Origin of the sequence: Dyadobacter endophyticus, from assembly GCF_014641595.1 — a bacterium.
Lineage (GTDB): Bacteria > Bacteroidota > Bacteroidia > Cytophagales > Spirosomataceae > Dyadobacter > Dyadobacter endophyticus.
This window is the reverse complement of record NZ_BMIA01000001.1, coordinates 1,335,938-1,362,423: the sequence shown is the minus strand read 5'-3', so window position 1 is coordinate 1,362,423 and position 26,486 is coordinate 1,335,938. Positions and strand designations below refer to the sequence as shown.

The 26,486-nt window shown below is 48.6% G+C and carries 21 protein-coding genes; 18 read left to right on the top strand and 3 right to left on the bottom strand.

All coding sequences use genetic code 11. The features are described 5' to 3' along the window. Positions 1 to 57 precede the first annotated feature (57 nt). From IEY24_RS05535 to IEY24_RS05520, 4 genes are all read left to right on the top strand, one after another. A complete protein-coding gene (locus IEY24_RS05535) occupies positions 58 to 1,197 on the top strand; it encodes a FecR family protein (protein ID WP_188929471.1) in 1,140 nt (379 codons plus the stop codon). Between the two features lie 228 nt (positions 1,198 to 1,425). Continuing rightward, entirely contained in the window at positions 1,426 to 4,800 is a 3,375-nt protein-coding gene (locus IEY24_RS05530) for a TonB-dependent receptor (RefSeq protein ID WP_229221448.1), read from the top strand. A 20-nt stretch (positions 4,801 to 4,820) separates the two neighbouring features. Further along, complete coding sequence (locus tag IEY24_RS05525) at positions 4,821 to 6,611, top strand: RagB/SusD family nutrient uptake outer membrane protein (protein WP_188929469.1); 1,791 nt, start codon at positions 4,821 to 4,823, stop codon at positions 6,609 to 6,611. Then, entirely contained in the window at positions 6,602 to 7,516 is a 915-nt protein-coding gene (locus IEY24_RS05520; RefSeq protein WP_229221446.1) for a metallophosphoesterase family protein, read from the top strand. The genes IEY24_RS05525 and IEY24_RS05520 overlap by 10 nt, the downstream gene beginning before the upstream one ends. A gap of 246 nt (positions 7,517 to 7,762) precedes the next feature. Here the strand turns inward: IEY24_RS05520 and IEY24_RS05515 are convergent, their stop codons facing one another. Next, positions 7,763 to 8,317, bottom strand: coding sequence for a dihydrofolate reductase family protein (locus IEY24_RS05515; protein ID WP_188929465.1), 555 nt, complete (start codon positions 8,315 to 8,317; stop codon positions 7,763 to 7,765). A gap of 309 nt (positions 8,318 to 8,626) precedes the next feature. Here IEY24_RS05515 and IEY24_RS05510 point away from each other — a divergent pair, with 309 nt between their 5' ends. The 4 genes from IEY24_RS05510 (at position 8,627) to IEY24_RS05495 (ending at position 13,979) form a co-directional block, all read left to right on the top strand. Further along, a complete protein-coding gene (locus IEY24_RS05510; protein ID WP_188929463.1) occupies positions 8,627 to 10,468 on the top strand; it encodes a cytochrome-c peroxidase in 1,842 nt (613 codons plus the stop codon). A 6-nt stretch (positions 10,469 to 10,474) separates the two neighbouring features. Further along, positions 10,475 to 11,917 carry a purple acid phosphatase family protein gene (locus tag IEY24_RS05505; protein ID WP_229221431.1) on the top strand — a complete coding sequence of 481 codons (1,443 nt, stop codon included), beginning with the start codon at positions 10,475 to 10,477 and terminating at the stop codon, positions 11,915 to 11,917. A 389-nt stretch (positions 11,918 to 12,306) separates the two neighbouring features. Next, positions 12,307 to 12,897, top strand: coding sequence for a glycosyltransferase family protein (locus IEY24_RS05500; RefSeq protein WP_188929461.1), 591 nt, complete (start codon positions 12,307 to 12,309; stop codon positions 12,895 to 12,897). A gap of 254 nt (positions 12,898 to 13,151) precedes the next feature. Continuing rightward, the gene (locus IEY24_RS05495) at positions 13,152 to 13,979 is read left to right on the top strand and encodes an SDR family NAD(P)-dependent oxidoreductase (protein WP_188929458.1); all 828 of its coding nucleotides are present in this window, start codon (positions 13,152 to 13,154) and stop codon (positions 13,977 to 13,979) included. 86 nt (positions 13,980 to 14,065) lie between these two features. Here the strand turns inward: IEY24_RS05495 and IEY24_RS05490 are convergent, their stop codons facing one another. Beyond that, complete coding sequence (locus tag IEY24_RS05490) at positions 14,066 to 15,319, bottom strand: M14 family zinc carboxypeptidase (protein WP_229221429.1); 1,254 nt, start codon at positions 15,317 to 15,319, stop codon at positions 14,066 to 14,068. 138 nt (positions 15,320 to 15,457) lie between these two features. Here IEY24_RS05490 and IEY24_RS05485 point away from each other — a divergent pair, with 138 nt between their 5' ends. The 10 genes from IEY24_RS05485 to IEY24_RS05440 all read left to right on the top strand — a co-directional run bounded on the left by IEY24_RS05485 (position 15,458) and on the right by IEY24_RS05440 (position 24,098). Further along, positions 15,458 to 15,649: a hypothetical protein gene (locus IEY24_RS05485; RefSeq protein ID WP_229221419.1), complete on the top strand. Its 192-nt coding sequence runs from the start codon at positions 15,458 to 15,460 to the stop codon at positions 15,647 to 15,649. A gap of 176 nt (positions 15,650 to 15,825) precedes the next feature. After that, positions 15,826 to 16,401, top strand: a complete 576-nt coding sequence (locus IEY24_RS05480) for a hypothetical protein (protein ID WP_188929454.1) — start codon at positions 15,826 to 15,828, stop codon at positions 16,399 to 16,401. A gap of 150 nt (positions 16,402 to 16,551) precedes the next feature. Beyond that, on the top strand, positions 16,552 to 17,937 hold the full coding sequence (locus IEY24_RS05475; RefSeq protein ID WP_188929452.1) for an RNA polymerase sigma factor: 1,386 nt from the start codon (positions 16,552 to 16,554) through the stop codon (positions 17,935 to 17,937). A gap of 129 nt (positions 17,938 to 18,066) precedes the next feature. Further along, positions 18,067 to 18,438 carry a hypothetical protein gene (locus tag IEY24_RS05470; RefSeq protein WP_188929450.1) on the top strand — a complete coding sequence of 124 codons (372 nt, stop codon included), beginning with the start codon at positions 18,067 to 18,069 and terminating at the stop codon, positions 18,436 to 18,438. Between the two features lie 163 nt (positions 18,439 to 18,601). Beyond that, positions 18,602 to 18,850 carry an acyl carrier protein gene (locus IEY24_RS05465; protein ID WP_188929448.1) on the top strand — a complete coding sequence of 83 codons (249 nt, stop codon included), beginning with the start codon at positions 18,602 to 18,604 and terminating at the stop codon, positions 18,848 to 18,850. 36 nt (positions 18,851 to 18,886) lie between these two features. Then, complete coding sequence (locus tag IEY24_RS05460; protein WP_229221416.1) at positions 18,887 to 20,080, top strand: cytochrome P450; 1,194 nt, start codon at positions 18,887 to 18,889, stop codon at positions 20,078 to 20,080. Positions 20,081 to 20,085: 5 nt separating this feature from the next. Beyond that, positions 20,086 to 21,510: an MBOAT family O-acyltransferase gene (locus tag IEY24_RS05455; RefSeq protein WP_188929444.1), complete on the top strand. Its 1,425-nt coding sequence runs from the start codon at positions 20,086 to 20,088 to the stop codon at positions 21,508 to 21,510. Between the two features lie 25 nt (positions 21,511 to 21,535). Beyond that, positions 21,536 to 22,492, top strand: a complete 957-nt coding sequence (locus tag IEY24_RS05450) for a hypothetical protein (protein ID WP_188929442.1) — start codon at positions 21,536 to 21,538, stop codon at positions 22,490 to 22,492. Positions 22,493 to 22,569: 77 nt separating this feature from the next. Then, positions 22,570 to 23,343, top strand: a complete 774-nt coding sequence (locus tag IEY24_RS05445) for an NYN domain-containing protein (RefSeq protein WP_188929440.1) — start codon at positions 22,570 to 22,572, stop codon at positions 23,341 to 23,343. Positions 23,344 to 23,438: 95 nt separating this feature from the next. Beyond that, positions 23,439 to 24,098 carry a hypothetical protein gene (locus IEY24_RS05440; protein WP_188929438.1) on the top strand — a complete coding sequence of 220 codons (660 nt, stop codon included), beginning with the start codon at positions 23,439 to 23,441 and terminating at the stop codon, positions 24,096 to 24,098. Positions 24,099 to 24,183: 85 nt separating this feature from the next. On the opposite strand, the gene IEY24_RS05435 is transcribed toward IEY24_RS05440, so the two are convergent. Then, entirely contained in the window at positions 24,184 to 26,475 is a 2,292-nt protein-coding gene (locus tag IEY24_RS05435) for a xanthine dehydrogenase family protein molybdopterin-binding subunit (RefSeq protein WP_188929436.1), read from the bottom strand. Positions 26,476 to 26,486 lie beyond the last annotated feature (11 nt).

The following is a 26,486-nucleotide window of genomic DNA, read 5'->3' as shown; positions in this document are numbered from 1 at the left end:
GGTGATCCTCTCCGTTTTTGGATCCTTAGTTCAGAGGCCCTATCTGAACTAACACCAATGACAAACGATCAAATCTGGAAACTGATTGCGCGAAAGCTCGCCGGAGAGGCCACCCAGGAAGAAATTACATTATTGGATGGTCACTTGAAAAATGACCCCGAACTGGCCCATAAGGTCGAGCTATACAGTTTCTATTTTCAACGCTCCCAACCTGTCAGAACAGACGCGGGTGACAAGCACAAAGCCTGGCAAAATCTCCGGCAAAAGCTGGAAGACGAGTTGCCCGAAGGAAATTGGGAAAATTTGCACGCACCACGCCCTCGTAAGCCCTTCGCTTTCAAATATACCAAACACGGAAGGTGGCTATCCATTGCGGCCAGCATCCTGCTCGTAGCCACTTCTGCAATTTACTATACCGGATGGAGCAGAAAACAGGATCAGGCAGTCGTCTCCCCGGAAATAAAGCCGCAAAACCTGGTGTTGCAAACGGTACGCGGCAAACGCCTGAAAAAAATACTGCCGGATGGCACCTGCGTATGGCTCAACGGTGAAAGTCGGCTGACCTACAACAATGATTTCGGGAAATATAAAAGAGAAATTACCCTCACCGGAGAAGCTTTCTTTGATGTGGCCCACAACGCCAACGTGCCGCTGACCGTGCACGCCAGGGGTGTAAACATTCTCGTCAAGGGCACTGCGTTTAATGTTAGGAGTTACCCTAAAAGCGATCAAGTTGAGACTTCCCTGATCCGAGGATCGGTGGAGCTTACCGAGCTCGCCCGACCCGACCACAAAATACAGTTGAAGCCGAATGAAAAGATCACGATAGACCTCGGCGATGCTGAAACAGATCCTGCGTTACACCCCGTTGCCGCAGAACGCGTAAAAGAGCATATTCCGAAAACCAAAGCCCATTACCGGATCTCAGCTTTAAAAGAAAGCTCGCTGGCGAACGTGATACCGGAAGTATCATGGGTGAGCAATGTACTCGTGTTCGACAATGAACCTTTTACGGAGGTGATCGACAAAATGGAAAAATGGTACAATGTTGATATTCAGATTAATGACCAGGAACTGAGGCAAAGAAAATTCTCCGGCGTTTTCAACAATGAAGGGATAGAGGAAGCGCTCCGGGCATTGCAGCTGATCATTCCTTTCCATTTTGAACAGAATGGAAGGACCATAATCATTAAATAACCTAAACCCTACCCTATGGCTAAACGCTGACCCGCCCTTTTGCACAAAAAAAGAGATGCGCTAACATCTCTTTCAATGCTTAATCATTTCAAAAAACGATACAATACTTCTTTGAGCGGACGTCTGTATCATTTATTAAACTTTAAGGACTGTAAAATTATGAAAAAAATGATTGTGCCCCAATCGTTATGGGATAACCATGCCAAATTTCGCAAACTGCTCATTGTCATGAATTTAACTGCAATACTGTCGATTGTAGTGTGTTTGCAAGTCTCTGCAATAGGCTACGGACAGAACAAGGTTAGCATTAAAGCTAAAAATATAGAATTGAAGCAGCTGTTTTCCATGCTTCAAAGGCAGACCGATTACCGTTTTTTGTACGAGGACACGAAGCTGCCGAAAAATGCCAGAGTAGATGTCGAAGTTGAAAATCAATCTATTCAGCATGTATTGGACAACGCGTTGAAAAACAGCTCACTTTACTATAAAGTCCTCAACAACAACCTGGTGGTGATCAGCTCTCTCAGCCCGGCCAGCTTGCCCGATCTATTGAAAGGAGAAATCAGGAATGAGACGGGAGAGCCACTACCAGGAGCTAATATCCGTGTAAAAGGCAGCAACTCGGGTACAACGAGCGACGAGGACGGCAGGTTTGCTATTGAGGTTACCGAAAATTCAATCCTCGTCATCTCTTTCATCGGTTACATAACCCAGGAAGTAAAGGCGCCTGCCGCCGGCCAGCTGCGGATTAGCCTGGTTCCCGGGGACAAAAACCTGAATGAGGTTGTCGTGGTTGGGTTCGGTGTTCAGAAAAAGGCAAATCTTACCGGTGCCGTGGACGCTGTTACAGCGCAGCAGCTGGAAAGCCGGCCGCTTACAAGTCTTGGCGCGGGATTGCAGGGGTTGATTCCAAACCTGAATATCGCGCTAAGTAACGGGCGGGCTACTACCGCCGCCAGTTTCAACATCCGTGGTTTTACCAGCATCAATGGTGGCGAGCCGTTAATACTGGTCGACAATGTGCCATTCACGATGAGCGAAATCGCATCGTTCAATCCCAACGACATTGAGATAGTGTCGGTTTTAAAAGATGCCGCCGCGGCAGCCATTTACGGTGCCCGTGCCGCTTTTGGGGTGGTGCTTATTACCACCAAGACAGCCAAAGGCAACAAAATGAACGTTACCCTCAATGCCAATATGGCGATCAGAACGGTAGGGAAATTGCCGGAACTGGTAACCGATCCATACCTCGTGATGCAATACAAACACGATGCGGCAGTACCTCTTTACAACCTGTTCCCGGATGCAGTACGCGAGTATGCGAAAGAGCGGTCGGCCAATCCCTCATTGCCAGCCGTGATTCCCAATCCCACCAATCCGGCCAATTGGGCTTATTATGGCGCCACCGACTGGATGAAAGAGGCGTATCTGAGCAATGCGCCTACCTATAATACCAATTTAAGCTTATCAAAAAAATCAGATAAGGTAAGCTACTATTTTTCAGGTGACTATTACCGGCAGGATGGGATGCTACGCTACGGGAACGACGTCTATCACCGCTATAATGCACGCGGAAAAGTAGATTTGAACGCAACCAAATGGCTTACATTCTCTAACAACACCCTTTTGACGGGAAGCAACTATGATACGCCGGTATTTATCAATGGTGATTTCTTCTGGAATGTAAACAGGACCAGCTCGCTGGACGTTCCTAAAAATCCTGATGGAAGCTGGACCTCCGCAGGCGCCGGTTTATTGGGGAGGTTAGCGGAAGGCGGTAGGGCTGAAACCAAAACCAATGATTTTCAGACTACTTTTTCTTTTAATGCCGCATTGATCAAAGACGTGTGGGATGTGAAAGGCGAAGCCACATTCAGGCGCGGAGCATCTTTTACAAACTCATTTGACATCCCGATAGGATACAAAACAGGACCCAACAACCCGGTGGCGTTTGCCGGCAGCACTACCACCTGGGCACAGAATAGCAGCACCAATACCAATTATACGGTATACAACCTCTATACCGATTTTCATAAAAATATCGGAAGTCATTTCATTCAGGGGCTTGTTGGTTATAACCAGGAATACAGGATTGCAAAAACCTACACCGCGCGACGCAACAACCTTATTGCCAATGCACTTCCATCGATAGGATTGAGCACGGGCACCATGCAGGTATCAGAGAATATCGGTGATTACGCGCTTCGGGGGCTATTTTACAGATTGGCCTACAATTACAAAAACCGCTACCTGCTGGAATTGAACGGAAGGTATGATGGTACATCCCGGTTCCCCGAAAACAGAAGATGGGGTTTCTTTCCGTCGGCTTCCGCGGGATGGGTGATATCGGAAGAGCGGTTTTTCACCCCTGTAAGAAATGCCTTAAAGCTGGATTTGTTTAAAATAAGAGGCTCATACGGCTCCTTGGGGAACCAGAGTGCGGTAGGAAATTACGACTATATCCCTACCATGACCAGCTCACAGGCAGGGCAGGTACTGGGAACCGGACGTCCCACGACCGTAAATGCGCCTGGTGCGGTATCCGATAATTTCAGCTGGGAGACAATTTCCACCCTTAACGCGGGCGTCGATGTGGCCTTTTTCAGCAATAGGCTCGAATTCAATTTCGATAAATATACCCGTTACACAAGGGATATGCTCATTGCCGGAAAGACGCTTCCCGCCGTTTTCGGTACCGGAGTGCCGCGCGTCAATGCCGGTGACCTTAAAACCGACGGATGGGAACTCCGGCTAAACTGGCGGGATAAGGGCCAACTTGCCGGATCTCCGTTTTTTTACAATGTGAACTTATCGCTTGCCGACAACCGTACCAAAATCACCCGGTTTGACAACCCCACCAGATTGCTCAGCAATTATTATGTTGGCCAGCAGATCGGTGAAATCTGGGGAGCGGAAATCGAAGGCTTTTTTCAGAATGAGGAAGAGTTGAAAAACCATCCCGACCAAAGGGCAATGGGGACCGACGATCAATCTTATCAGTTTTTTGTGGGGGATCCCAAATTTAAAGACCGTAACAACGACGGGGTCGTCGACAAAGGCAACAGCACTGTCGATAATCCCGGCGACTTGTACAAAATTGGTAACACCAGTCCACGCCTGTCCTACGGAATCGATCTGTCGGGAGGCTGGAAAGGATTTGACATCCGCGCGTTTGTGCAGGGAATCGGCAAGCGCGACTGGTATCCCGGCGGCTCCAATATCTATTTCTGGGGTGTGTATTCTCAGCCGTGGACCAATGTGACCGTACAGAACATGGATCACTGGACACCCGAAAACCCCGGCGCCTATTTTCCCGCTCTGCGTGCCTATGCTGCCGAGGACAATATGGAGCAACTGGGGATACCGAACAAGCGCTATATGCAAAATGCTGCCTACGCCCGCCTGAAAAACCTCACGCTCGGATACAGCCTGCCGCAAACGCTTCTCAGGAAGGCAAAACTGGATAAAGTCCGTTTTTACATTAGCGTAGAAAACATTTTTGAAATATCCCACCTCAAAGTCAGCCTGGATCCCGAATCATTTGGAAATGCGGCCTACCCTTTCCAGCGCACCTATTCCTGCGGGTTAAATTTTAATTTCTAACACTGAAATTCCTTACTGAAATGAAAGTAATCCAATATGCCATAATCTTAACGGGCGTTTTCCTGTTGCCGTCCTGTGACGATGATTTTCTTCAGAGAAACCCGCAAACGGCTATTACCAAAGAAGATTTCTTCAATACCCCCGCCGACCTTGAAACCTACACCAACGGCTTTTATGGAAATTTGGGCGCCAGCTGGGAGGACCTGTATTCCGATAATATCTCCATCAATACGGGTGGAAATGAAACGGACAACCTTATACGCGGCGGCATTACGCCTGGAAACGTCGGCGGCTGGAACACTTGGGGCGAGCTACGCCGTATCAATTACATGCTCGACAACACCTCAAAGACCACCGGGGACGCCTCGGTGATCAACCACTACATAGGCGTTGCCCGCTTTTTCCGGGCGCTATTCTACTACCGGATGGTGAAACGCTACGGCGATGTACCCTGGTACTCGCACGTAATGGGAACCGACGACGAGGAAATGCTCTACAAGGCAAAGGACCCTAGGGTTGTGGTTGTCGACTCTCTCATGAATGACCTTGAATTTGCAGCCGCCAATGTTTTACCAGCACGTACCAATAAGACGATGATTACCCGGTGGGCAGCGCTTGCACTCCTGTCGAGAGTAGCCCTGCATGAAGGTACTTACAGGGCTTATCACGACGAGCTGGGTTTAAAAGGCACTGCATCCCGCTTTCTCGAAAGGGCCGTAACCGCTTCTCAGAAAATCATGGATGAGGGTGGCTTTGAGATTCATAACACCGGAAATGGCGCTGTTGACTTTCGTACTTTGTTTTCAAGCAATAACCTGTCAGCAAATAAAGAGGTCATATTTTTTCAGAAAAACAGCAAGGAGGAAGGCGTTGCCAACAACACCCACGTGGTGCTGGATTGGCAATGGGCGCTAAGCGGAAGTCTAGCCAATGAATTTCTGATGAGCGACGGCACAGCATTTACTTCACAGGCTGGATACGACAAAAAAACGTTCACAGAAGTTTTCCGAAACCGCGATCCGCGGATGGCAGAAACGATCATGCCCCCCGGATTCTCCAACGTGCCGACTACCAACACGCCTTATGTGATCAAGCCTAGTTTCGGAGGTTATCTTCAACTCAAATTCTATCCCCGCGACCCGGCGTTAAGAGGAGGCTGGGGTTTGAACTATACGGATTTACCCATTTTTCGTTATGCCGAAGTACTATTGGTTAATGCAGAGGCAAAGGCAGAGCTGGGCACCATTACACAAAGTGATCTGGACAAGACAATCAATCTTCTGAGACGTCGTGTCAAGATGCCTGACCTAAATCTATCAGCGGCAAATACATCTCCCGATCCCTATTTGGCCGGCCGCTACCCCGGGGTAATGGGCGCAGGCAAAGGGGTGATACTGGAAATACGTCGCGAGCGGCGGACCGAAATGGCCTGTGAAGGACTGCGTTTCGATGATCTTTATCGCTGGAAGAGCGGCGCGCTGCTTGGCCAGGACTCCCGGGGTATTTATGTGCCCTCGCTCGGAGCTCTGGACGTCACCGGCGACGGCGTCGAAGACATTGCCATCCTTAAAGCAGTCGGGGAAGAAGCTCCCCTGGCGGGACTGCCTGCCGATGTGAGGGCTAAAATTGTCAAATACTACCTTTCGGACGGTAGCTTCTATCTCTCTCAGGCTACTTCCGGCCACATCATGTTTGGTCGGGACAAGCAGCAACCAAGAAACTTCATCGAATCGAAATACTATTACTTTCCGATTCCCCTAGAGCAAACGATTCTTAATAAAAACTTAAAACAGTCCACAGGATGGGAATGAAAATGAAGAGGCGAAATTTTTTAAGTAATATACCTTTTGGCATTTCTGCCATCGCAGCGGGAGACCAACTTTCCAATGGTGAAAAGAAGCCAAATGCGCGGAAAAAGCCGGCGTTAACCGTCGCACATATCACGGACGTGCATATCCGGCCGGAAGAAAATATTCCGCAACGATTCAAAAAGTGCCTTGAAGAGATCAAAAGCAAGAAAGTTGACTTTTTCCTGAACGGAGGTGACATGATACATGCCGCGGATTACAACGATATCACCAAAGAGCGGGTATTGGAGCAGTGGAAGGCATGGGACGATTGCGTGGAACAGCTTAAAGGTTATGAGGTCCATAGTTGCGTCGGCAACCATGATACCTGGTGGGCGGCCCCGTCAAAAGACGATAAAATGTACGGGGTTCCGTACGTGGTGGAGCGGGCGGGAATGCCGAACCGGTATTACAGTTTTACCAAAGAAAACTGGCATTTCATCATCCTCGATGGAAATAACAAGGGCATTTCCCTAGACCAGGAACAAATGGAATGGCTGAAAAAAGAATTAGAAAATACCCCGTCGGGTACCTATGTGCTACTCATGTCGCATTACCCTATCCTGACCGTCACCGGTTCCTGGGAAGGTGGCCAGCACAAGGACCACGTGGCGTTGAGGCAGCTGTTTTATCAACACAAGGATAAAGTGAAAGTATGTCTGAGCGGTCATCAGCATTTGCTTGACAGGGCCTGGTACAACGGTGTCGAATATTATTGCAACGGCGCCATGAGCGGTTTTTGGTGGGGCAAAGGCGACGCAAAATCTGCCCGACCGACTTACTACCAGGAAACACCTCCGGGATATGCCATCCTGAAATTATACGAAGACGGAAGCGTGGAAAACGAGTATTTCACTCACACGTACTAAGATGTAGCCGCCGTATCGAAAGCCTATCCGAAACGTTAGTAACATCGGTAAAACAAGGGAAGACGGAGCAATCCATCTTCCCTTGTTTGGTCTCTTATCGATTTCCCACAAATTGCGCAATCCGCTCTTTGCGAATCCGTTTCGTCAAGTCTTGCGCGATCTCCCACCGTCACGCTCAGTTTCAAATTTATCAAAGTCGAAAGTCTGATATGACCAGCGTTGTTTTCAATTCGGGAGATATCGGTTTCACTGTTTCTTTCCAACTTCATAATAATGTAATACCGCGCCGGAATCGAAGGTTTTCGTCTTCATGAGCTTTAAAAGCGTCCTCTCATTGATCTTGTCGAACAATAGTAAACCGTGCCCGGCGATGACGGGATGAACCATTAGCTGGAACTCATCGAGAAGGCCAAGATTTATTAATGCGATGATCAAACTCCGGCTGCCCACTAAAATATCATGGCCGGGTTTTTCTTTGAGCGCCAGCACTTCTTCTTTCAGGTCCCTCGTTGCAACCCTTGCACTTTCCCAATCGACATTTGTCAGCGTGCGGGAAAAGACGACTTTTGGAATGCGGTCTATGGCTATTGCAAAGTCATCCATTGCCTTGTCGCCGGTCGGATTTTCAACAACGTTTTTCCAATATTCCATCAGCTGATAGGTTATCCTTCCGTACAAGGCAACGTCCCCGCTTTTCAGCAGTTCACGGTAATGCTCGTGGATTTCCTCATCCGGATTGACAGACGTATGATCGCAAACCCCGTCAAGTGTCATATTGATTGCTGCTATTACCTTTCTCATACCATTAGTATTTAATGAATATACTTCGAACCGGCACAAAAATAGCGCAACGCAGTACCATGTTGTGAAGCCATTCTGAACAAATACAGGGGGGATTTAAGACAAGCTGCATACCCATTGTTTTTGACCACCGAAACACCTTGCACCAGGTTAACCTCGGAGCAAGTAAAAAACGTCGCTGTCCGTTTTTTTTATGATAACACGTCCGATTGATCACTATTTTTGGGTGCCGGTGCAAAAGGAGATGTGCGTTTTGAAACAGGGGTGACAGCCTCGTGGCCGCGCCGCTGCTTACCTCATCATTTACTCATGAATAGATCATTAGTCCTGACCCTCGCGATAATCAGCCTTGTCTTCTCTGCCTCGACCCTGCGTATTTCAGTCGATTCATCCAACGGAGTTACCCATACGCTGGCATTTTTCAGGCAGGGGGTTAATGATTTTGTGGAGGCTAATGAAAAATTGTACTCGGCTATCGAAGGGCTGAGTGCCGAGCCTGCGACGGTCGCCCGGGCGCGTCATGCGTTGGTCGCGTGCAGGCGCAGCTACAAGCGGATCTCCTTTTTCACCGCCTATTTTTTTCACAGTGAAACACGATTCTACAATGCTGCCCCAAAATTCGAAGTGGAGGAGCCGACGTTGGAACTGGTAGAGCCAATGGGTTTGCAGCAGATCGAAACGCTGCTTTTTGGCGAGGATCTACCGGCTAACAAAAGTTCGCTGCTGGTACAGTCCGAGGCAATGCTTACTTCGGCCCGCGATATCCGTTCATTGCTTTACAGCCTTGAAATCGATGACGCCCGCATTCTGGAAAGCGTTCGGTTGGAGTTGATCCGAATAGCTGCATTGTACATTTCAGGTTACGATGCGCCATTGCTCAAAACCGGTATTGCAGAGACCAGCGACGCCACGGAAGCATTGCAGACTGTCCTCGAAGTTTATTTCAAGGCTAATACGCAACAAAGCAAACGACTTGATTCTTTACTGATCACATCCATTCACTACCTCGACGCCCACCAGGACTTTGATTCATTCAACAGAATGGAATATCTCACCCGGTTTGCATTACCCATGCAGCAAGAATTGAACGAATTCATTGCCGGGCTGGGCTTAACCACCAATACTACACAATATCTGAACTATCAGGCACCGCATATTTACAGCAGGGATGCACTGAAAAGCTGGGGCGCTAATGGAACGGATTCAATGCAGAATAAGGCACTGGCGGATTTGGGCAGGAGGTTGTTCTTCGACAAGTCGCTTTCGGGAAATAACTCAACGAGCTGCGCCACCTGCCACCAACCCCGGAACTACTTTGCCGATTTACAGAAAAAAAGTGCTTCACTGGTCCGCGATTCGGTTCTCAAAAGGAATACCCCCACCCTTTTATATGCAGGCCGGCAGCACACGCAATTTTGGGAGGGGCGAGCTGCGAATCTCGGCGCTCAAATCCACACTGTCGTATTCAATCCATTGGAAATGAATGGAAGTAAAGAATCACTGCGTAAGAATGTGCTGCAAAAAAAGGAATACAAAGCGCTCTTCAACGCTTCGTTCCCCGGCAGGAATGTGCAAGATCTGGGTATTGAGGCAGTGTCAGCGGCGCTGGGGGCTTTCGTTAATCGGCTGAGCCCGATGGATTCGCCTTTCGACCAGTATATTGATGGCCTGCAAACTGCATTGACGGACCGGCAGATAAATGGCTTTAATCTTTTCATGGGCAAAGCGCAGTGTGGTACCTGCCATTTTCCTCCGTTTTTCAACTCCCTGCTTCCTCCCCTCTTCAACTTGTCGGAAGTTGAGATTTTGGGCGTTACAACCACCGATGATTTCATCAACCCTGTACTCGATCCGGATTTAGGACGGTACGATCTCTACAAAATACCGTATTATAAGGGAGCCTTCAAAACCCCAACGGTACGAAATGCAGCGAAAACAGCCCCATATATGCACAACGGTGCCTTCAAATCTTTGGCAACTGTGGTCGAGTTTTACAACAAAGGCGGCGGCAGGGGGCTAGCGCTGCCGGTGGAAGAACAAACATTATCTGCCCAACCATTGAACTTATCCGAAAAAGAGAGCCAGGATATTGTTCTGTTCCTCGAATCTCTGACCGATTCCAACCCTGAATACCATTCTCTTTCAAATTAATCAAACATGAAAACAGTTGTAATTCTACTTTTCACTTTATTCCTTCCATTGCTATCCATTGCCCAGGAAACCCAAACCGCCAACAAACCGGCACCTAAGAAAAAGGGGCCTGCGATGGGCATCCAGGCCGACCTGCTCAGGGGGCCTTACCTCCAAATGGCGACACCGACCAGTATGACGGTGCGTTGGAGAACCAACGTGTACGACCGCAGCCGGGTAAAGTACGGCCTGACCAGCGATAATCTGAACATGCAAACCGACGATTCTACGCTGGTAAATGAGCATGTTATAACTTTAAAAGGCCTGCAACCATCCACAAGGTACTATTATACCGTGGGCAACCTCGCCGACACCACCTTGCAGGGCGATGAGGACAACTACTTTTATACCTTCCCTGAAACGGGAAGTGAACAGCCGATACGCATTGCAGGTTTCGGAGATTGCGGAAATAACTCCATCAACCAGCGGGCGGTCAGGGACCAGGTTATCAATTACCTCGGCGACAAATACCTGAATGCGTGGATTTTAATGGGTGACAATGCGTATTCGGACGGAACCGATGCTGAATATCAGGCAAAGTTTTTTAACCTCTACAAAGACAACCTGCTGAAAAAATATCCGCTGTATCCCGTGCCCGGAAATCATGATTACCATGATTTTAATTCCTCACCGGCCAACGACCAAAACAAAATTGCCTACTACCAGAACTTCTCACTCCCGACTAACGGCGAAGCGGGCGGCGTGGCCTCCAACACGGAATCATACTATTCTTACGATCTCGGTAACGTCCACTTTCTTGCCCTGGATTCCTATGGCCCCGATAAAAAGAAGACTCACATTTTCGATCAATTAGGCGAACAGGCCGAATGGGTCAGAAAAGACCTGGCAGCCAATAAGAACAAAAAATGGATAGTGGCGTACTGGCACCACCCTCCCTACACAATGGGTTCGCACGACTCGGACAAAGAATCACTGCTGGTGAAAATCCGGGAGAATTTCATAAAAATACTTGAAGACGAAGGTGTAGATCTTATTCTTTGCGGACACAGCCACGTATATGAACGCACGAAGCTGATCAAGGGATATTATGGAAAAGAGGCTGATTTTGATTCCAAAAAACATGAGCTCAGCACATCGACGGCCTTGTACGATGGCAGCAAGAACTCCGCGCCGTATTTGAAAAGCAAAACCAACACCAACGGCACTGTGTACGTCGTGAGCGGATCTGCCGGCGCACTGGGGGGACATAAGGAAAACTATCCGCACAATGCGATGTACTATTCCAACAATGAAGTGGGCGGCGCCGTCATGCTGGAAGTAGAAGGCAACAGACTGGACCTGAAATGGATTTGCTCGGACGGGAAAATCGGTGACCACTTTACCATGATGAAGGATGTCAGCAAAAACGATGAAAAAATCCTGAAACAGGACAAATTGCTTCCAAAGTAGCAGTTCCTTATTGTTTGGCCCGGCGCTCTCCTATCGGTTCTGGATAGCAGTAGGGAACGGTCAATGTCTGGACGAGCACATTACCGGGGACAGATGTCAGTGTCGGGAGATTTTGGTTTTGTTGACTGCCAAATCCGCCCACAAGTAATAACCTGTGCCAACAGAAAAATTGCTGGCATAATTATTACTGATCGACTCGATCCTTTCATTTGAACCACATCAACAACATGACCATCAGTTTACAAAAAGACCTACTTTGCTTTTCCCACCTAAGATGGGACTTCGTTTTCCAGCGTCCGCAGCATCTGATGACCCGATTTGCCGGAATAACCAATGTTTATTTTCTCGAAGAACCACTCTTCGACTGTTCTGATGAACCGTATCTCCAAATGGAGGAAAAACACGGGGGGCTGTGGGTATGCGTGCCGCATTTGCCAGTCGGCAGTACTCCGGAAGATACCCTGGCGATGGTCAGGAAAATCCTTGATGCATTCTTCGAACAACGCGATTGCAGCAATTTTATCTTTTGGTATTACACGCCAATGGCCTTACAGTTTTCGGAACCGTTTACACCCGCGATGATAGTGTATGACTGTATGGACGAATTATCCGCATTTAACTTCGCGCCTCCCCGGATCAGGCAATATGAGCAGCGGCTTCTCGAAATGGCCGACATCGTTTTCACAGGCGGGGCAAGCCTGTGCGAAGCCAAGAAAGCACGCCACCACAACATTCACCCCTTCCCGAGCAGTATTGATAAAGCACATTTCCTGGCAGCCCGTAAACTGCTGACAGAGCCGCAAGACCAGGCTTCCATTGCCGGGATAAAGCTAGGTTTCTACGGTGTCATCGATGAACGTTTTGATCAGGAACTTAGAGGGACTCGCCGGCCGTCACGAAAGGGTGCTGCACATTCCGTCGGCGATGGCCCTACTAGCTGCACAGGAGCTGGTAGGCCAGCATTTAAAAAGTACAGCTGAGAGATCAATCATCGAACGATTATGAGGATCGGAGAAAAATCGCCGATAAAGTTCGAGCGCTACGACACTTCAATTCTTTTCGATTAACTCAATCCACTCGTTGATAACCGCTTTCAAATCTTCGCGTTTGGTTTCTATTTCGGATTACCCCCATTTCCTGTTTGGCCTGGTTGCCCCTCCACAATGTCGGCTGCACCCCCTATATCATTGATCATAACACGGTAAGTTTGCATTGTCACAAATGTATTACTGCCATGCTGCTAACAAATAAGACTGCTGTAATTTATGGGGCCGGAGGCTCTCTTGGGGCCGCTGTGGCCAAAGCATTTTCGGTTGCCGGTGCCAATGTTTTTCTCTCCGGCATTCGTCTGCAACCCGTGGAGGCGACCGCCGAGGCTATCCGGAAAGCCGGCGGTAGCGCTCAGGTGGATCAGGTGGATGCCCTGGACCAGCAAGCCGTCAGCGATCACCTTTCGTCGATTTCCAGGCGCACCGGCTCTGTCGATATCTCTTTTAATGCAATAGCACTGAAAGACACGCAGGACATTCCGCTCATTGAGATGAAATTGGAGGATTTTATCCGGCCGATACAAATAGCCATGCAGTCTCATTTCATTACCAGCACCGCCGCCGGAAGGATTATGAGCGCCCAAAAAAGTGGCGTAATCCTTTCTTTAACAGCCACTCCCGGTGGAATCGGCTATCCGGGCACGGGTGGATTTGGCACTGCATGCTGTGCGATCGAAAGTTTTACAACGACTCTGGCCTCCGAACTCGGTCCCCACGGCGTTCGTGCAGTGACGATCCGCTCAGGAGGCTCCCCCGATTCGCGTGTATTTGTGGATGCGCTTGCAAGCCTGGATAAACAGGTGGCCGAACAGGTATTGGGCAGCCTTGCAAATGACACGATGTTGAAAAGGCTCCCCGGTATGAATGATATCGCGAACGTTGCCGTATTTGCAGCCAGCGACCTTGCAGCTTTAATTACCGGAACGGTGATCGACGTGACCGGAGGTACAACTGCCGCATTGAATTACAAGACAACCCAGGACAAGTCCTACATTCCGCCTTTTCGTGAATAACGCCGGCAGGAGGCCCATTTCAAAGACTATTGCCCGGGAAACGCCGCCGAAGCACTCCCCGGGCAATGCCCCTATCTCAAACAGCGCTACCTTCCCTCATTGAAATAATTATAGAAAACCTCCCCCAGGTTTTTCCCAAGCGAAATCCAATCCTCTGCCAGCGGCGCTTTATTTAATCCGGCAATCCATTCGTAATTCAGCTCATACACGGCGGCATGGATGCCGAAGCGTTCCATAAAGCCTTCTCCCAGTGTGCCCGGATTGCGGAAAGTCGGTTTGGTGGAGCCTGCGGTGAACCAGGTGTGTTTCCGCAAAAGCATTTCCAGCTTTTCCATGCTCGACAGGTAGGCACTGATGTCGCCATCCGGCCGGCTCACATGCAGGTAGCCACCGGCGTCGTTGTGGATGTCGAGGGCCAGATCAGGCCTCTTATTGGCCTTGATCATCCGGTGCAGCCATTGTTCCAGGTAATAGTTCTCGGGGGCGACAAGCGAATCAGCAGGCTTATCCCACTTGCGGTTCAGGTCGTAGCCATTCGCGTTGAAACGCGTCTTGCCACGTGCTACGCCGTCTTTGTTGGCCATGGGCAGAATATACACGCAATAGGTTTTCAGGTAACGTTTGGCCTCCTGGTCGTTGCTGAGCAGTTTCTGCACCAGCCCCTCGACCGTCCAGTTCCCACCCGCCTCGAATGCATGGGCGCGCGCGCGCAGGAAAAGCCGCTTCGGCGCGTTTTCGTTACCTATCCGGACGATTTCCAGAGAGCGGCCTTCCGAAGTTTTACCGATGGTAGTCACACTAGCATTCTTGCTTTGCTTCACCTTCGCCAGCATTCTATCCAGATCGCTGATCCGGTAAGGCTCCACGCTGGCGATGTACGCGAAAGGCGCTTCCATTTTGAATTTGATAAACACGCGACGTCCCGGCAGCGGGATTACCGGATGGCTCTCCCATTTTTTATTATCAAAAGAAACCACATACCGCGACTTTTCCGAAAGATCGCTGGCCAGCCGGCCGTTCCATATGTTATCAAAGTTTTCGAGGATCAATGTCACTTCCGTTCCCTCTGCTGCCTCTACCCTGAAATGATAGTGGTTCACCGCGCGGTTCGGCGAAAAACGTTCGTGGTCATAAACCATAGCGCCTATTACCCTGCCGGCCGAATCGATACTCCAGTTCATCGGCGACGCATTTTCGAAGCCGGTGTTGATGAAAATCTTTGGCGTAACAATGCTGTCTGCCGCGATGCCTGCATTTCCAGGCTCGATTCCGGACGCGAAAGTCATGTGAGCGGCCAGTAACCCGGCGCATATTGCCGGTAGTAATGTTTTCGATTTCATAAAAGTTGGGTTAAGGTTGCTCGATGTCGCCCTGAGTGGAATCGGAGGCCAACACAAACGCAACAACGGAATTGGCACCACAGTGGCACGGGTTTTAATACAGATCGTTTCCTAACCAAAATGAACATGACAATGCCAATGAGTGTATTCCAATTGAAAGAGGATGAGGCTGAGACAGTCCGCATTAACCGCAACGAAGTCCAGGAGATTGTCCCCGACGCCGATTTCAGGTTCAGCCTGATTATGTTAAAAGACGGACGCAAATATTTTGTCTGCGGCACCCTCGAAGAACTAGACCAGGAATTTGAAAAGCCAACAGGCTCTGATTGAGCTCTGATCCTCGCAAATCCTTCGGCACAATCCGTCTTTGGGGATCAATCAAGGAAAATTCGAGCCTATGATAATATCAGGGAAAAAAATATATACATCGCATAGCCAAACTGCTTTAAGATTATTAGTTGTCGATTTGCAGTAACAAAAGGTGAAATTCTTACTAAATTACTATCATGAAAGTAATTCGGTTGAATAAAATCACCCATCTCATTCACAAAGCGACGAAGGTCCGGCTTTTGTTATTTTTAGTTCTGGTAAAGAGCCCTGGTATCGCACAAACCTGGCAACCTTCCTTTCAAATGGGCCTCAATGCCGAAGCTGCTGCCTGGGGTGGAAATGTATCGCTGAGCAGATACCTTAGCCGAAATGCAGCGTATGATTACGGCGATCACGGATGCTATTTAAAACTATCGCTCTTCTATTTTCGGGTAAATGGCTTGGGCACCGTCGACAGTATTTATGCGAAGGGAAGCTTAAATGAAGAACTGGTTGCGGCCATCAAGACGAACATTCGCGCGACAGAGGGAAAGTGGCGATTGCCCGAAAAATCCCGGGCATCAGACAAGTGCTGGTTCATTTTCCCGTTCATTGACCCGGGAAGCTCGGAGTCCTGCGTGGGACAGCAGAAGCTTAGCCGAAACGCACTAGCAGAATTACTCTTGCTATATTCAATTTCTGAGCCGACAAAGGATTCACATGGGCGGGTCATGCTGCCACCGAATGAATTTCATCAAATGTCTAAAAAGTAAATTTAATGGCGGCTCAAACCAGAGCGACGAGTCATCCCCGGTTCCTCCGAAAGCGTACTGCAAAGTATATGGCCGGTTAAAATTGTTTATCTTAACTGCAACCATTTGAGAAAAATGCATCATTGAAAGCACATTTCAATCATGTACAACATGTCAGACAGTTTTTGGGAAACGACTTACCGACAGAATATTGCCAAAATGATCGGTGTTTGCTGTCGGTATACGCAAAACCGCCAAACTGCCGAGGACCTGGCGCATGACGCTTTTCTGGTTGCGATCGATAAAGTTTCCAGTTTTGAAAACAAGGGCCCTTTCGAGGCGTGGCTGAGGCGGATCGTCGTCAATGTGGCCCTGCAATACCTGAGGGAACAAAAAAGGCAAGAAAAATGGGAGGAAGCTCATGCTTACCATACCATTGCCAATGAACTTCAGGAAGAAAACCCCGCCAACGACCAACGCGGCTTTTCGGAAGCGGAGCTATTGGAGGTGATAGGCCAATTACCAGAACATCACAGGCTTGTATTTAATCTTTATGTTGTCGATAACTTTACGCACGCTCAAATCGCTACGAGACTCGGCATCAGCGAAGGTACCTCGAAATCCCATCTGGCGCGTGCCCGGAAAAAGATCCGGGAGCTTCTCAAAGATAAACTCAGAAAGGATAAGGAGCGGAAAAGAGCATTCGCCTGGTTAATGTTTTCCTACCCGTTCCGCCATGTCGATCATCTGGTTGCCGGAAAGTTGCGTAACCTTGCCATCCGGCCTCAAAGGAGGTTATCAATTGCCAATACCAACTCCGGGGTTCCTGGTTTTAAACCTTCGGGTATTTCGTACGGGGCATATATGAAGACCGGACTGATGACCATAGCTACCGCCGTATTTCTGGCAGGCGGTTCCAATGTATCTGACCAAGCCAATAGCCGAAATATTGTCGTTATAAAACGCCCGACAACCGATTCAGCGCATGACCGACTCCCCGACCGCCTTTTGTTTTCTGCTTCAAAAGCTGCCACCATTTCTGATAATCCCGTCATAGTTGAAAAAACTAAACATTCAGAACCAATGAAAAATCTAAGCACTTTGGGAGGGTTAATAGTGGCAAGTCTGGCTTTGGACACGGCTAATTTGACGACAGATCTACCGGTTGTATTTAAAAACCATCCGCTAACGGTCGGCTATGAACTGGTAGCAAAACCTGAAAGCGTCGGGCTCGTTGTCAAACAAAATGCCGACTTGACATCAGGCTCATTCTATGCATCTCAATTATTGTGGTCGGGGAAGGACGGTAAGTTATATTTTTTGGGAGATCATGTTAAAGTGGATGTCAACAGAAATAAGTTTGCCGGCAGTGGTAAATTCACTTTTTTGGATAAAGTACATTACCTGGTTGTCGACGGTGTAGCGATGAAGCAAAACGAGACTATCAGGCTCCAAGAAAAGAAATACAATCTGGTCAGTCTGAACGACTCCGACGGGGCCAGAAAATACGGTGAAAACGGAAAATTAGGGGTTCTTGAAATCACGCTGGCCGAATAGAAAACGCGGGGATGCCCCCGTGCATCCCCATTAATAAGCTTTTACGCTAATTTTTTTGAACAAAACCCGGATTTCTGCTTATTTTAGACCGCATATCGAGGGTTTCACACTTTAAACTTCTGATTTAAAATGAAAGGAAAGTACTATCTCCTATTAATTATCGCAATTGGCTTTGTTTCGATTGCGGCGAAAAGCGCAGTCTTGCAAGGGGACATTATCGGTACCTGGAAATACCTGATCAGCGACGTTCCGCCTGAGTATGAGTCTGGGTTTTTCACGTTTGAACAAAAGGAAAATAAAACGGTCGGATACGTCGGGGACACTGAAAAGCAGGAGATGAAAGAACTAACTGTGGATCAGGAAAAAGTGGTCTTCACAATCGAAAGCCAGGCGGGCGTTTTTAAATACAGCTTCGCACAGAAAGGCGACACACTTACCGGCGTCGTGTCGTCCCAGTACGGAGATTTCCCGATCAAGGCAATCAGGGAACCCAAAAAGTAACCTTTCCATCCATGGAAAGGCATTAATGCCACCGGACGCCGGTTTTTTGCCGGAGACTAACATTTTATTTGCTTCAAGTTACATTATCGGCGTCCGGCCTTTTTTTGAACATACTTTGATACTACATTCGCGAATTAAATTCGTATCCCTACCCAACGCCTTCATGCCTAAGACCTTTACTGAAATTTCTGATTGGATCGCCGCCAATATTTCTAAACACGCCGGAATAGATCCTTCCGAAGTGGCGCTTGACGCAGACATTGTCCATTTTCGGTTAGACTCCCTCATCCTTGTCAACATTACAACCGAGCTGGAAGAACACCTCGGAATGGAACTAAGCCCTTCTATTTTTTGGGAAATGCGTACCATCGCCGCTACCAGCCAGTGGATTGCAGAGAATCAGGAAGTATAGCAGGCCATTTCCGTCGTAATTATGCAAACCCCTCTCATGTCTGCAACGTCGATCTGGTCATCCAAATCCGATGTCAATCAAAATTATTCTGAGCTGATCGCCGATGTGCGCAAATCGGATCCTTTGCATTTCAATATGTTCGGTGATCTGGTGGCAATGGATTATGCAAATGTGAAAAAGATACTGTCCGACTCGGACAACTTCAAGAACTTTGATTTCACCGAGCGATTCAAAATCGTATCTGCCTTGTCGAATAATGACCCCGGCTTGCTGGAATTCGGCGAAAGCCTGAGGTATTGGTTGCTTTTCATGAATGGTGAAAAACACGCGGAACATCGGCGTTTCGTCAATCAGAAATTCTACCAGGCCAACTACGAGAAGATTACACTCGACGCGATACAGGAGATCATTGCCGGATTGGACGGACAGGAAGAAACGGATCTTGTGGAAATGGCACGGCAGTTCAGCTTCCTGATCATCAGCAAAATTATCAATCTGGAAAAATCGGATTATGATTTCATCCAGAAGTTTTCCTACGTGATCACATTCATTTTTGAAAAAACACTGTCGGTCACGGAGCTACTGGAATGCGCGTCGATGTCGCAACGTTTTCATGGCTACATTTCTGACACGTTTACGCGCCACGAGAACGAGGCAACCAAGAGCCTACTGCTTGAAATGAGGGAAATCATGGGCAGTAGCAAGGCCCCGCAACTGATCGGCACCTGGGAATTTCTGGTCAATGCGGCAACGGAAACCACTACCCTGCTGCTTACCAAAAGCATTGCGGCGCTGATCGCGAACCGCGACAAGGTGATCAACTGGAATGCACATAACGAATGCGCCATCGCCGTCGAAGAGCTGATCCGGTTTGTCAGCCCGGTGAACTGGATCCCGCGGCAGATCGCAAACGATATGGAATTCGAAGGATTACAACTTCAAAAGGGCAAAACAATGCTACTGGGCCTGGCCTCTGCGAACAGGGACCCCGCCATATTTCAAAACCCCGACACGTTTATGCCTGCCCGGAAGCCTAATCCCCATATCGGTTTCGGCTTTGGCATGCATCATTGCCTGGGCGCCCGGCTATCCAGGTTCGAATTGCAAAAATTTCTTCCTCGCTTCATGGCCACGTTCCCCGACATCCGTTTGCACCCTTCAAAAGCCCCTCAATGGGATTCCAAGATTTTTTTCCGAGGTTATAAGAGTTTGCCTGTGCTTTTAAAATAAGGTGCATGGTCAAATTCACGGATTTCACATATTTAGTTTTACTACTCCCCACTGTTGCAGCGTATTACAAAGTACCGGAAGCAAAAAAGTGGGTCTTTCTGCTGATCACAAGCGCATTGTTCAACCTGAGTTGGAGTGGAAAGTACCTGGCTGTATGGGTAGTTCTTGTACTGATCTGCTATGTGGCCGGCAAAGCATTAAGTAATCAGGGATATTCCAAAAGACATCGGAAAGCTTTACTGTCGCTCTCCATCGCGATTTGCCTGTCGCCGCTTTTGTTTTTCAAATATCTGGTCCCTGTCCACAACTCCATGTCGCTGGTGGCGCTCAACTGGATCGCCCCTATTGGTATTTCCTACTACACATTTCTGATCATCGGATACCTCTACGATGTGTATCGCCGGTATATCAAGCCGGAAAATCACCTAGGCTACCTGATGATCTATCTCGGTTTTTTCCCCACCCTGCTCGCGGGCCCGCTGGAACGCACGCGCCAGCTCGTGCCCCAGCTTCGTGGCCCCAAACCTTATGAACGGGAAAATATCAAAGCGGGTATTTACTTCATTGTCTGGGGTTTATTTAAAAAGATAGTCCTCGCAGCCCGGTTTGCCGACATTACCAGCCCTGTTTTCGATCGTCCCGAATCGTATACAGGCATCTCCGTTACGCTGGCCATTCTGCTGTTTTCTATTCAGCTATATTGCGATTTTTCGGGCTACACCGACATCGCTACCGGCTCGGCGCGGTTGTTCGGGATCAGGTTGACTAAAAACTTTTCAAACAGGTACTATTTCGCCCCGTCGCGCACAGAATCATGGAGCGCCTGGAATATCACAGTCACATCCTGGTTCCGCGACTACATCTTTTTCAACATCAGCAAAGGCGTTACAAACCAGAAGCGCCTCGAATTCAACCGGCTGGTAACCTTCGTCATTACTGGGCTCTGGCACGGGCCTAGCTGGTCGTTTGTGATCTGGGGAACGCTGCAATGGGCCTACATCAATTTTGAAATGCGCACGAAACATTTCTGGTCGAAGCTCTACGCCAGCGCGGGTCTCGCCAGGCTAGGACTTTCGACCGGCTCGCAGGTACATTATGTCTGGCGAGTGGCGGTAAGACTTCTCACCGGCACCCTGATCATGGGATGGTTCCGTGCGGCGGAATTAGGCAGCGGTATCCGGCTGTATAGCAGCATGTTCGGGTTTAAATCCGGTGCGGGATCATTACTTACATCAAGCCTTTTGCTGACGATTGCATTGTTCCTCGTCATGGATTTTTTTAACTACAAAATGGGCGAGAAAGAAGATATTGCTTCGTACCTGCTAAAAAAAGACACATTTTATCAAACATTGTCCATGCTGCTGCTTGTCCAGCTGGTGCTGATATTCGGAAGACCATCGGTAGCCAATTTCTATTACATCCAGTTCTGACCCATCGTTAGCTAATGTCGGCATTATGATCATTAAAATTACAAAGTGGCTGCTGCTGATCATTGCCTTCAAAATGATCGTGGCGCTGATCGTCGCGCAATATTATACAGACCCTCGCCGCGACATTGCCGCACGGAAAAAGCTTTACAACACCTTCAACCCGAATGTCGTTTTCATCGGTACCAGCCGTACCCTTTACGGAATCGATCCGGCGCTATTCGACTCTCTGAACGGACAGAAAACCCGTAGTTATAATTTTGGCATATTCAGCCTTTCGCCTTACAGCTCCATTCAAATAGCGAATGAAATCCTCTCCGACAGTCCGGCCGTCAAAACCATCTATATTGAACTGAGCGCACTCGATTACAGCACCGTGGCATTGCAGCCGCAACAGGTTATTCAGGATGCCGTTTTCCGGGCCAATGTGCTCGCTGATTGCCCGAGTATCGACTTTCATGACAAAGTCGGCAGCTTCCTGGATGGCCTCAACACGACACTGTTTCAAATGGTCTCCATTGCTCCGCAAATCGCATCCGTCAAAAAAGCGTTAAATCCGGAGGATGATCCGATCGAGGGCAATGCCAACCTGCTCGCCAACGGGCACCAATACGTTGCATCGGCACTGTCGAAGACCAGCGACCGGATCATCGCGAACAAAAGTGTCACAGCTCAAATGCTGGCCATACGCCCGCCTTCCGTGCGAAATACTTTTTATGTTTCCCAACTCATTAAACTGATTGCACGGGCCAGGCTGCTTGAAAAAAAAGTCATCTTCTATTTTCCCAATAACATTATCCGGGACGAATACCTGGTACTATCACAGGTTACACCTTTTCTGCCGGTGGAAAACCTGATCCCCTTGCCGGAGCATAACTTGTTCGATGCACTTTTCAAACCCGAAAACCTGTTCGATGCGCATCATCTGAACCGGCAGGGAGCGGCTATCTACACGCGTTTTATGCAGCGAAAGGTCACGCATTAACCGGTTGAAAACAGTGACGGCATCGCGGCCTGATGGAATATATTCTGTAAGTTAGAATTCGAAAACGATTCAAACCTATGAGTGAAACCAAATTCAACATCGCTGTATTGATCGACGGGGACAATGCGCAGGCCAAATTGATGAAGGAGACTTTAGAAGAAGTTTCCAAATATGGAAAAGCAACTATCCGGCGCATATATGGCGACTGGACTACGCCTCATATGAACAGCTGGAAGGAAATTGTCAATCAGCATTCGATCAGCCCGATCCAGAAGTTTTCGTATACGACCGGCAAAAACTCGACCGACAGTTCGCTCATTATTGATGCCATGGATATTCTGCACAGTAAAAGCGTCGAAGGCTTTTGCATTGTGTCCAGCGACAGCGATTACACGGGACTCGCCAAGAGAATCAGGGAAGAAGGACTTTTCGTAATGGGTATCGGGCGAAAAAATACACCCATCGCATTTGTAAATTCCTGCGAGATCTTCACATTCAGCGAAAACCTCGTGGTGGAACTGGATACGAATACAGAGGAACCCGAGCCTCAGAAGGTGGATATCACCCCGAAAGAAATCGTTAAGAAAGAGCCGAAAAAGCAGGAGACCAAACACAGGTACCCAAAGATCGATATGAACATTATCGACAAGGCATTCGAAATATCGGCCAATGAGGAGGAAGAGGCATTCATTTCCAAAATAGGCACCTCGCTCCGGAAAATTGACCCCAGTTTCGACGCCCGCACCTACGGGTTTAAAACATTGACCCAACTATTTAAGAGCCTGGCGAAGTATAAAATCGTTAAAAATGATGTCAATGGTTTGAACCACCCGCTGGTGAGGTTGAAATGACATTATTTTGCTACATTTAACTTTGGTAAATGCTTAATTAAATACTTTATGATTTAATGAGTTTGCCTATATTTTCGAAAAGAATATTATATAAAATGAGAAACGTATACCTTTTTGTTTTTTTCTGTTTGTCTACAAGCGCCTGGGCGCAAAATGAGGCCGAAGTTGTGTCTGTTTTTCCGACCACAATGGATTTCCTGTCCGATAATAAAACGGAAGCCCTTTTGGAGGTTCGCTCTTCCGGAGATGCTTATTTTATTACGAAAAAAATCCTCGATATTCAGACAAAGAAAAGGATAAAAGGAGCTGGATCGACCTGGGCGATAAAGCGAGGCGAAAGTTATTATTTCAACATGATCTATTCCGATGATTTTCTAAATGGTATTTTTATTAAACTGGATGTTGTAGGCCGTTACTGCCTTTCACTCTTAGACAAGAGTACCTTCAACAGGGTAAAAGCCGGTTCTGTAAACCCGTACGGTGGGGGAGCCTTAGGGTTACTCGCTAACAGTTCCATTACCTGGAACAAGGCTCTAAAAGACAGTACTGATAGTAAGAGATACATCGTATTTATTGATACCAAGTCAATTGAACCCGCTGATTCTCCGAGAAAAGAGGGAAGCCGTGGCAATCTTCTAACGAGGAAAAAGGTTTCGGAATTAATGAAAAACAATAATATAGAAGGTGAAGCCAAAGATATGAGCTTTGAAGAGGTAATAGCATTAATAAAAAGCGAAAATGCAAAGTCCCGGTAATCCCGTTGATGTGTTGCTGAAAGACCAACTTTTCCCGGCCGGAATTCAGTTGGTCTTTCAATTAAGTGGCTATGATAAACGCCCCTCAGCTCCGCAGATCGATGGGAAGGTTGTAAATCCGCTTGCCGGTAGCCGCGTAAATTGCGTTGCATAATGCCGGGGTAAAGGGCGGTACCGGGGGCTCGCCGACGCCCGTTGGCTTGGCTTCACTGTCCATAATATGCACGTGAATTTCTTTGGGACATTCGGTCATTCGAATAATCTGATAACCATCAAAATTGTTTTGCTCCACCCGCCCGTTTTTGAATGTGATCGCGCTTTTTAGTGCGAGACTTGCCGCAAACTGTGCACCCCCTTCGAACTGGGATTTAATACGGTCGACATTAACCGCCGTGCCGCAATCCACTGCGTAATGCACACCGGGAATGGTAACCTTGCCGGTAGCGTCCACCTTTACCTCGACCACGCAGGCCACATAGGTCAGAAAGCTTTTGTGCGCAGCAAAGCCAAGGCCCGAACCTTTCGGAAGTTTACGGCCCCAGCCCGCTTCTTTCGCCACCCGCTCAATGACCGCTTTCATTCGGCCCGTTTCCCACGGATAGGCTGCAATGTCTTCGCCATAATTCGGGTAAGTGCCTTTGACGATTTCCTCGTTGAAGGTGATGCTCCTATCCGCACCCAGCAGTTCGAGCGCATGGGCGACCGGATCCATGCCCCTCGCTTCCGCTACCTCATCGAGCATGGTGGCGCTCGCAAAAACCTGCGGAATGTTCCTCACAGATCTCAGCCAGCCCACCCGAAGATGCGTTTTCGCGTCGTGTGTCTCGATCCGGATGGCCGGAATATTATAGGGAAGATCCACAGCGCCGAGCATCATTTCGCCGTCATCGGGCTGCAACACCGACGTATCGGAAGTGGCTGAAATAGAAGGATATGCAATGTGCTGGTTCCAGCCCGACAACTTATTGTCCTTGTCGATGGTGGCTACAATGCGCTGGACGCTCAACGAATGGAAGTAGTCGTGGTGGATATCATCCTCCCTCGTCCACTGGACTTTCACCGGATAGCCCGTTTCTTTGGCCAGCATGGCTGCTTCCACGATGAAGTCGGGCTTTGATTTACGGCCAAATCCTCCGCCAAGCAGCGTCACATTAATCTTCACTTTATCAACCGGAATACCCAATACTTCGGCGACCACATCCCGCGCTCCCTGCGGGTTTTGCGTGCACGCCCATATTTCGCAAGCGCCATCTTTGAAAACTGCCAACGCGCACGGAGGCTCCATGGTCGCATGTGCCAGATGCGGGGCGATGTACGTCCGCTCGATGACCTTTTTGGCATTCGCCTTTGCCGAATTGAAATCGCCCCGGTTCCGCCGCGGTGTTCCCTGTTCCCGGGAAACTTCCTGAACCAGCTGTTTGATCTGTTCGGCTGAATCATAAGAAGCATTCGGGCCGAGATCCCACTCTACTTCAAGTGAATCGCGCCCTTTGATCGCCGCCCACGTGTTTTCTGCGATTACCGCCACACCGGCCAAAGGCTTGTTCAGGGTAGCTGGCAAGCCCGCACCTTTGATCTGAACTACTTTAAGCACTCCCGGTACACTCCTCGCCTTCTCATCGGTATAAGACTTCACCGTCCCGCCCACCACCGGGCAACGCCTGATGACAGCGACTTTCATTCCTTCCATTGTGGCATCAATACCAAATACGGCCTGCCCGTTCACAATGGCGGGCAAGTCCACGATCGGTGTTTCCTTTCCGATCAGCGTAAACTTATCGCGGCTTTTGAGCTTAATGTCTTTCGCAGCAGGAATGGGTAACTGGCTGGCTTCCTCCGCCAAATCTCCGAAACTGAGCTTTTTATCAGAGGTTTTGTGAACCACCTGGCCATTCGTTGTATCACATTCTTCGATCGGCACCTTCCACTTGGCGGCCGCAGCCTGTAATAGCATCAGCCGGGCGATGGCACCAGCTTCACGCATCGGCTTATAGAACATCCGTATCGAAAATGAACCGTCGGTATTCTGGTTGCCATACTTTTTCTCATCGCCTTCCGCCTGAACGATCCGGACTTTGCTCCAATCTGCGCCCAGCTCGTCGGCAATGACCAAAGGCAACGACGTCCGGATGCCCTGGCCCATTTCAGAACGGTGGGCGATGATGGACACTTCGTTGGAAGGAGTAATCTGTAAATAGACATTGGGAGCAAAAGCAGCTGTTTTCTTGCCTTTTGCATCGCAACCGAACAGGCTGATGCCCAAAACAAACCCACCGGCGAGGGCGCCGCCAGTTTTCAAAAAATCCCTTCTCGTCGCCTTGAAGACCTCCGAAGCAACTACCTCATTTTTCTCTTTCGGAAAACCTAAATACTTCATCGATTTGCGTT